The following is an 8,659-nucleotide window of genomic DNA, read 5'->3' as shown; positions in this document are numbered from 1 at the left end:
GTACTACTTCCGCCCCGGGAACCTCGGCTACCCGGTCTTCGAGACCGCGGTCGGCAAGGTCGGCGTGTACATCTGCTACGACCGCCACTTCCCGGAGGGCGCCCGCGCGCTTGGCCTCAACGGGGCGGAGATCGTCCTGATCCCGAGCGCCACCTCGCGCGGCCTGTCCGAGTATCTGTGGCGGATCGAGCAGGTCAGCCACGCGGTCGCCAATGGGTACTTCGTCGCCGCGTCCAACCGCGACAACGCCAAATCGACCGAAGCCGGCCTGAAGTATTTTGTGCTCGGCGCGCTGTCGTCCGGCATGCTGCTGTACGGCGCCTCGCTGATCTACGGCTTCACCGGCACCGTGACCTTTACCGGCATCGCTGCGGCGGCGACCACCGGCAGCGTCGGCCTGGTGTTCGGCCTCGTCTTCCTGCTCGCGGGCCTGTGCTTCAAGGTCTCGGCGGTGCCGTTCCACATGTGGACGCCGGACGTCTATGAAGGCGCGCCGACCCCGGTCACGGCGTTCTTTGCTTCGGCCCCGAAGGTCGCCGCGCTGGCGGTGTTCACCCGCGTGGCGCTGACCGCGTTCCCCGGCATCATGGTGCAGTGGCAGCAGGTCGTGGTGTTCGTCTCGATCGCCTCGATGGTGCTGGGCTCGTTCGCAGCCATCGGCCAGACCAATATCAAGCGCCTGATGGCCTATTCGTCGATCGGTCACATGGGCTTCGCGCTGGTTGGCCTCGCCGCCGGCACCGTGGAAGGCGCGCAGGGCGTGCTGGTCTATATCGCGATCTATGTGGCGATGACGCTCGGCACCTTCGCCATCATCCTGACCATGAAGCGCGACGGCCAGCCGATCGAGAAGATCAGCGATTTCGCCGGTCTGTCGCGGACCAACCCGATGCTGGCGTTCTTCTTCGCCATGTTCCTGTTCTCGCTGGCCGGCATTCCGCCGCTGGCTGGCTTCTTCGCCAAGTTCTATGTGTTCGTCGCGGCCATCAAGGCCGGGCTGTTCGTGCTTGCCGTGGTGGGCGTGCTGGCCAGCGTGGTGGGTGCGTTTTACTATTTGACCATCGTCAAGCTGATGTATTTTGACGAGCCGAAAGGTGCGCTCGACCCGATGCGGATCGAATTGCGTGGCGTGCTGGCGGTGGCCGGCCTGTTCAACGTGCTGTTCTTTGTCTATCCGGCCCCGCTCGTCGCCGCTGCTGCTTTCGCTGCCAAGTCGCTGTTCTAGATGGGGTTTTCGCTCGGCCCGCGAGCCGCGGCAGCCGGTTACCGGCTCGCGGCATTCGACAGCGCCGGCTCAACCAATGTAGAAGCCATGAACCGTGCCCGCGAAGGCGAGCGCGGCCCGATGTGGTTCGTCACCTCGGAGCAGACCGCGGGGCGCGGACGACGGCATCGGCCGTGGGTCGCACCGCGGGGCAATCTTGCCAGTTCTATTCTTGAAGTCATGGACGTGTCGCCCGCCCTTGCAGCCACCCTTGGCTTTGCGGCGGGACTGGCATTGGAAGCCGCGCTGGCCCGGGTCAGCATGGAGGCGTTGCTCAGATCGCCAGGATCGGAAGAGATGAAGTTTGCGCTGAAATGGCCCAACGACGTTCTGGCAGGTCGCGCCAAACTGGCCGGCATCCTGCTGGAAGCCGAGGCGGTCGGTGACGGCGGGCTCGCCGTGGTGGTTGGAATCGGCACCAATGTGGTGGCATTCCCCGAAGGCACGCCGTATCCGGCCACCGCGCTCCGCGCGCTCGGCATAGATACCAGCGCTGAAGATTTATTCAATGCATTGTCAGATAGTTGGACGGAGTACCGCGGGATATGGGATAACGGCCGCGGCTTCGACGAAATCCGTTCATCTTGGCTGGCGCGCGCCGCGGGGCTAGGCGAGCCGGTTTCCATCCAATCAGGTTCATCCATCATCTCAGGCATTTTCGACACCATCGACGAAAGCGGCTGTCTGATCGTCAGCACATCGGACGGCAAGCGCATTCCGATTTCTGCCGGTGACGTTCATTTCGGGTCGACCGCGTCGGCAGGGGCAACACAATGACAACCAAACCAGACCAACTTACTTTCGCGCCACTCGGCGGGGTCGGCCAGATCGGCATGAACCTGTCGATTTACGGCATGGGCAATCGCGGCAACCAGAAATGGCTGGCGATCGATCTCGGCGTCTATTTCGGCGACGAGGAACATCTGCCCGGCATCGACCTGGTGATGCCGGACGTGCGCTTCCTGGAAAAGGAGCGCAAGAACCTCGTCGGCCTGATCCTCACCCACGCCCATGAGGACCATTTCGGCGCCATTATCGACCTGTGGCCGAAGCTGAAGTGTCCGATCTACGCGACGCAGTTCAGCGCCGCGCTGTTCCAGGCCAAATGCGCCTCCGAGCGTAACCCGCCGAAGATCCCCGTCACCGTGGTGGCGTCGGGCGGCACCATCGAACTCGGGCCGTTCAAGGTCGAGTTCATTCCGGTCGCGCATTCGATCCCGGAATCGCACGCGCTGGCGATCCACACCGCTGCCGGCACTGTGCTGCACACCGGCGACTGGAAGATCGATCCGACCCCGATCATCGGCAAGCCGACCGACGAGCGCCGTTTGCGCGAACTCGGCGATGCCGGCGTGCTGGCGCTGATCGGCGATTCCACCAACGCCGTGCGGGAAGGGCGCTCGCCCTCCGAGATGGAAGTTGCAAAGACCATCACCGAACTGGTGAAGGCCGCCAAGGGCCGCGTTGCCGTCACCACCTTCGCCTCCAACGTGGCGCGGCTGCGCGCCGTCGCCGAAGCTGCCGAGGCCTCGGGCCGCGAAGTTGTCGTGGTCGGACGCGCCATGGAACGCGTCGTTCAGGTCGCGCGCGAGACCGGTTTCCTCGACGGCGTGCGGGCGTTCCGCGGTGCCGACATGTATGGGCATTTGCCACCAGACAAGGTGATCGCGCTGTGCACCGGCAGCCAGGGCGAGCCGCGTGCCGCGCTGTCGCGCATCGCGAATGACGATCACCCGTTGGTGACCCTGAACAGGGGCGACACCGTGATTTTCTCGTCGCGGACCATTCCGGGCAATGAGAAGGCCGTCGGCACCATCATCAATGGCCTGATCACCCAGGGTGTGGAGGTGGTCACCGACCGCACCCATCTGGTCCACGTCTCCGGACATCCGCGCCGCGACGAATTGCGTGACATGATTTCCTGGGTTCGCCCGCAATTGCTGATCCCGGTGCATGGCGAGGCGCTGCATCTGCACGAGCACGCCAAGCTGGCGCGTGAATGCGGCGTGCCGCGCACCATGATCGTCAAGAACGGCGATCTGGTCCGGCTGTCGCCCGGCGATGCCGCGGTCATCGAGGAAATTCCGTCCGGCAAGATCTACAAGGACGGCTCGATCCTGGAAGACTCCAAGTCGCGCGCCGTTTCGGAACGGCGGCGTCTGGCGATGGCTGGTTGCGCGTTTGTCGGCATCGCCGTCACCGCCAAGGGCGACCTCGCCGATGAACCCGCGGTTGACCTGATCGGGATCCCCGAGAAGAATGCCAAGGGCGAGGCGATGGATGACATCGTCTTCGATATCGTCGTCAACATTGTCGAGAACCTGCCGAAGGCGCGCAAGCGCGATCCCGACGCCATCGCCGAATCCGTTCGTCGTGCCGTGCGCTCGGCGCTGCAGGAGCAGTGGGGCAAGAAGACGATGTGCTACGTTCACATCATGCAGGTCGAGAAGTAGCCTCGGTAAAATGACGGAGAACTCCATGCTAGGCCGGCTCAATCACGTGGCGATCGCGGTCGCCGACGCGGAGAAAGCGGCAAAAATCTATGGCACCGCCTTTGGTGCCGAGATTTCCGCCACGGTGCCGCTGCCCGAGCATGGGGTGATCACGGTGTTCGCGACGCTGCCGAACACCAAGATCGAATTCATCCAGCCACTGGGCGAGGACTCCCCGATCGCTAAATTCGTGGAGCGCAATCCCGACGGTGCGATCCATCACCTCTGCTATGAGGTGCCGGATATCCTGGTGGCGCGCGATACGCTGATCGGTGAAGGCGCGCGGGTGCTAGGCGACGGCACGCCGAAGATCGGCGCCCATGGTAAGCCGGTGCTGTTCCTGCACCCCAAGGATTTTTCCGGTGCTCTTGTCGAAATCGAACAGTCCTGAGGATCGATGGCCTACACGATTTCAACGGCGCTGGCGGTCTACTTTGTTGTCTGGTGGATCACGTTGTTCCTGACGCTGCCGTTTGGTGTGCGCAGCCAGCATGAAGACGGCGAGGGGACCGATGGTACCGATCCCGGCGCCCCCGTCATCAGCCGGATAGGCCGCAAGCTGCTGTGGACTACGCTGATTTCAGCGGTCCTGTTCGGCATCGGCATGTATTGCTATCGTATGGATTATTTCAATATTGAGCGGCTGTCGAAACTGATGGGCGTGCCGATCTAGCCGGCGCGAATCCAGCGCCGGCGTGGCGCCGCGTATCGGAGGAACGATATGAAGCGCTTTTTGATCTTCCTGCTGCTCGGCCCGGCGGTCGGATTTGTCGTGTTTGAACTGCGCGAACTGTCCGCCGGCAAGAGCATCGGCGGATTTCCCGGCTTCTTGATGGGGCTGCCGTTCGCCTATTGGTTCGGATTGATCCCAGCGCTGGTGATGTGGCTCGAGGACTGGTTTCTCGAAGACAAGATGCAACTCTGGCCGAAAGTTCTGACGTCGACCATCTTTGGCTACGCGGTCAGTATCGCCATGATTGTGATCTGGACCGCCGTGCCGATTCCGCTGCGTCAGCTGTTGACGTTTGGTATCGTCGGCGCGGTTCAGGGCGCGCTCTGTTCATGGCTGTCCGGCATAAAGCCGAAACAGCCGGCGCTGTCGCCAGATTGACGGCAACCCTGCGTCGCCGTCTTGCGCGTTCCCGCGGTAGATTGTGACAAGAAAATCAAAAAAAAGAGCAGGGCCGCGGCCCTGCTCGGAAAATTGTGTCGACCCTATTAACCCGGCTTTTTTGGATTTTTATCCTTGACGACGGGTTGACGCTGCTTGAGCGCGTCAGGGCTCCTCCCGAGACTTGGACCACCAGACTTTGTCCTTGCAGACCGCCTGCGTTTTGATTCGTAGCCGATCTTTTTCGGCTTGTCACCAATTTCAGCAATGCTGTTTAAAATTGAGGCATTCGCTGATACCATCATACTACCGGCATTTTACCCAGCGGCTGAAACGACGTTGGCGAGTGCCGCAAAAGCCATACTCGTGATCGTGACCGTGCCCCGCTGCCCTTGTGTTTTGGCAGCCGATCCGGTTTCACTCGTTGATCCCGTGTCCGACGATTCTTGAGCGTGCCCATGCGATTATCGCGTTATTTTCTGCCTATTCTCAAGGAGACTCCGAAAGAGGCGGAGATCGTCTCGCACCGGCTGATGCTGCGTGCGGGCATGATCAGGCAGGAGGCCGCCGGCATCTATGCCTGGCTGCCACTGGGCCTGCGGGTATTGCGCAAGATCGAGGCGATTGTGCGCGAAGAGCAGAACCGCGCCGGCGCGATCGAGCTGTTGATGCCGACATTGCAACTCGCCGATTTGTGGCGCGAAAGCGGGCGTTACGATGCTTACGGGCCGGAGATGCTTCGGATCCAGGATCGCCATAAGCGCGAGCTTCTGTACGGACCGACCAATGAGGAAATGATCACCGGCATCTTCCGCGGCTATGTGAAATCCTACAAGTCCCTGCCGCTCAACCTCTACCATATCCAGTGGAAATTCCGCGACGAGCAGCGTCCGCGATTTGGCGTGATGCGTGGCCGCGAATTCCTGATGAAGGATGCCTATTCATTCGACGTCGATGAGGCCGCAGCCAGGCGCTCCTATAACCGGATGTTCGTCGCCTATCTGCGGACCTTCGCGCGGATGGGCCTGAAGGCGATCCCGATGCGCGCCGAAACCGGCCCGATCGGCGGCGATCTCAGCCACGAATTCATCGTGCTCGCCGAGACTGGCGAATCGGCGGTGTATTGCGACAGCGACGTGCTCAACCTGCCGGTGCCGCCGGATGACGTCGACTATGACGGCGATCTCACTGACATCATCACGCAATGGACGTCGGTCTATGCCGCCACCGAGGACGTCCATGACGCCGAGCGGTTCGACCGCGAGGTGCCGGCCGACAAGCGCGTGCAGACGCGCGGCATCGAAGTCGGGCAGATCTTCTATTTCGGCACCAAATATTCCGAGGCCATGAAGGCCATGGTGGCCGGCGCCGATGGCGCCGAGCTGCCGATTCATGGCGGTTCCTACGGCGTCGGTGTGTCGCGCCTGCTGGGCGCGATCATCGAGGCCTGCCATGACGAAAACGGGATCATCTGGCCGGAAGCCGTGGCGCCGTTCCGGGTCGCCATCCTCAACCTGAAGCAGGGCGCGGCCGAGACCGACGCGGCTTGCGAGGCGCTCTACAAGGAACTCTCCGCCAAGGGTGTGGACGTCCTGTATGACGACACAGACCTGCGCGCCGGCGGCAAATTCGCCACCGCCGACCTGATCGGCGTGCCGTGGCAGATCCTGGTCGGTCCGAAGGGGTTGGCCGACGGCAAGATTGAATTGAAGCGACGTAGTGACGGTTCGCGCGAGAATATCAGCGCGGCTGAGGCCGTCGCCAGGCTGACGTCCTGACGACTTATCCACCGAGCGGTCGCGATGTGCCGAGTATGCGGCTAGAATTAGCCCGAATCGTGTGAGATTCGAACGATGGATGATGCCATGAGCGAGCCAGTTCGAACCCCACCTTTCGCCGCCTTCGAATGGCTGCTGTCCGGACGCTATCTCCGTGCACGCCGCAAGGAAGGATTCATCTCCGTCATCGCCGGTTTCTCGTTCCTCGGCATCATGCTCGGCGTTGCCACGCTGATCATTGTGATGGCGGTCATGAACGGCTTCCGCAAGGAACTACTGGACAAGATTCTAGGCCTCAACGGTCATCTATTGGTACAGCCGCTGGAAAGCCCGCTGACCGACTGGAAGGACGTCGCCGAGCGCATCAATGGCGTCAAGGGCATTCGGCTGGCCGCGCCGGTGGTGGATGGCCAGGCATTGGGATCCTCTGCCTTCGGGGCCTCGGGTGTGTTTGTGCGCGGCATTCGCGCAGCCGACCTCAACAACCTCACTTCCATCGCCAAGAACATCAAGCAGGGCACGCTCGAAGGCTTTGACGACGGGCAGGGCGTTGCGATCGGCCGGCGACTGGCAGACCAGTTGTCGCTCCATGCCGGCGATAACATCACGCTGGTGGCGCCGAAGGGGGCGGTAACGCCGATGGGCACGACGCCGCGGATCAAGCCTTACAAGGTCGCCGCGGTGTTCGAGATCGGAATGTCGGAATATGATTCGACCTTCGTGTTCATGCCGCTGACGGAGGCGCAGGCCTATTTCAACCGTGCCTCGGATGTCACCTCGATCGAGGTCTATACGGTCAATCCCGACAAGATCGACGAGTACCGTAAGACGGTGACCGAGGCGGCGGGGCGGCCGATCTTCCTGGTCGACTGGCGGCAGCGCAATTCGACCTTCTTCAACGCGCTGCAGGTCGAACGCAACGTGATGTTCCTGATCCTGACCCTGATCGTGCTGGTGGCGGCGCTCAACATCGTGTCTGGACTGATCATGCTGGTGAAGGACAAGGGCAGCGACATCGCCATCCTGCGCACCATGGGCGCGACGCAGGGCTCGATCATGCGGATTTTCCTGATCACCGGCGCGGCGATCGGCGTGGTGGGCACCCTGGTCGGCTTCGCGGTCGGGCTGCTGGTGTGCATGAATATTGAGTCGATCCGGCAGTTCATCTCCTGGATGACCTCCACCGAACTGTTCTCGCCGGAACTGTATTTTCTCTCCAAACTGCCGGCCGAGGTCGACGTCGGCGAGACCAGCGCCGTGGTGATCATGGCGCTGACGCTGTCCTTCCTCGCCACCCTGTATCCGTCCTGGCGCGCCGCGCGCCTCGATCCCGTTGAAGCGCTAAGGTACGAGTAGAGATGACTGACATGGCGCAGGCGGGCGAGGATGTACCGGTCGTCTATCTCCACGACATCAAGCGGCAATACACCCAGGGCGCGACCGTCCTGACCATCCTTGATAATGCCAGGCTGGCGCTGTGGGCCGGCCAGTCGGTCGCACTGGTCGCGCCAAGCGGCTCCGGCAAATCGACGTTGCTGCACATCGCCGGCCTGCTGGAGAGCCCGGACGAGGGCGAGGTCTATGTCGGCGGCACCGCGACGTCCGGCCTGTCGGACTCCGAGCGCACCCAGATCCGCCGCACCGATATCGGCTTCGTCTACCAGTCGCACCGTCTGCTGCCGGAATTCACCGCGCTTGAGAATGTCATGATGCCGCAGATGATCCGCGGCCTGAAACGCGCCGAAACCGTGGTTCGGGCGAAGGAGATTCTGGCCTATCTCGGGCTGGGCGAGCGCATCACGCACCGGCCCTCGGAATTATCCGGCGGCGAGCAGCAGCGCGTGGCGATTGCCCGCGCTGTCGCCAACGCGCCGCGGGTGCTGTTCGCCGACGAGCCGACCGGCAACCTCGATCCGCACACCGCCGACCACGTCTTCAAGGCGCTGATGCAGCTGGTGAAGGCGACCCGGGTGGCGATGCTGATCGCGACCCATAATATGGAGCTGGCGGGCCG

The 8,659-nt window shown here is 62.5% G+C and carries 9 protein-coding genes; all 9 read left to right on the top strand.

Annotation, left to right across the window (positions count from 1 at the left end):
• A partial coding sequence (gene nuoN / locus Q0S16_RS07570) for an NADH-quinone oxidoreductase subunit NuoN (protein ID WP_295846654.1) occupies window positions 1–1,225 on the top strand: 1,225 nt, incomplete at its 5' end.
• The gene (locus Q0S16_RS07565) at window positions 1,226–2,041 is read left to right on the top strand and encodes a biotin--[acetyl-CoA-carboxylase] ligase (RefSeq protein WP_295846652.1); all 816 of its coding nucleotides are present in this window, start codon (window positions 1,226–1,228) and stop codon (window positions 2,039–2,041) included.
• Window positions 2,038–3,717, top strand: a complete 1,680-nt coding sequence (locus tag Q0S16_RS07560) for a ribonuclease J (protein WP_295846649.1) — start codon at window positions 2,038–2,040, stop codon at window positions 3,715–3,717. The genes Q0S16_RS07565 and Q0S16_RS07560 overlap by 4 nt, the downstream gene beginning before the upstream one ends.
• 25 nt (window positions 3,718–3,742) lie before the next feature.
• Window positions 3,743–4,147: a methylmalonyl-CoA epimerase gene (mce, locus tag Q0S16_RS07555; protein WP_295846647.1), complete on the top strand. Its 405-nt coding sequence runs from the start codon at window positions 3,743–3,745 to the stop codon at window positions 4,145–4,147.
• Window positions 4,148–4,153: 6 nt separating this feature from the next.
• A complete protein-coding gene (locus Q0S16_RS07550; RefSeq protein WP_295846644.1) occupies window positions 4,154–4,429 on the top strand; it encodes a DUF1467 family protein in 276 nt (91 codons plus the stop codon).
• A 48-nt stretch (window positions 4,430–4,477) separates the two neighbouring features.
• Window positions 4,478–4,867 carry a hypothetical protein gene (locus Q0S16_RS07545; RefSeq protein WP_295846642.1) on the top strand — a complete coding sequence of 130 codons (390 nt, stop codon included), beginning with the start codon at window positions 4,478–4,480 and terminating at the stop codon, window positions 4,865–4,867.
• Window positions 4,868–5,325: 458 nt separating this feature from the next.
• Entirely contained in the window at window positions 5,326–6,645 is a 1,320-nt protein-coding gene (proS, locus tag Q0S16_RS07540) for a proline--tRNA ligase (RefSeq protein ID WP_295846640.1), read from the top strand.
• 75 nt (window positions 6,646–6,720) lie between these two features.
• The gene (locus Q0S16_RS07535) at window positions 6,721–8,001 is read left to right on the top strand and encodes a lipoprotein-releasing ABC transporter permease subunit (RefSeq protein WP_295846637.1); all 1,281 of its coding nucleotides are present in this window, start codon (window positions 6,721–6,723) and stop codon (window positions 7,999–8,001) included.
• Between the two features lie 11 nt (window positions 8,002–8,012).
• Window positions 8,013–8,659, top strand: a 647-nt coding sequence (locus tag Q0S16_RS07530; RefSeq protein WP_295846656.1) for an ABC transporter ATP-binding protein, incomplete at its 3' end; no start/stop codon positions are given.

The organism is Tardiphaga sp. (assembly GCF_025356345.1).
In the GTDB taxonomy this organism is placed as follows: domain Bacteria; phylum Pseudomonadota; class Alphaproteobacteria; order Rhizobiales; family Xanthobacteraceae; genus Tardiphaga.
Note: the sequence above shows the minus strand (reverse complement) of the source record. Positions and strands in the feature narration are given on the sequence as shown.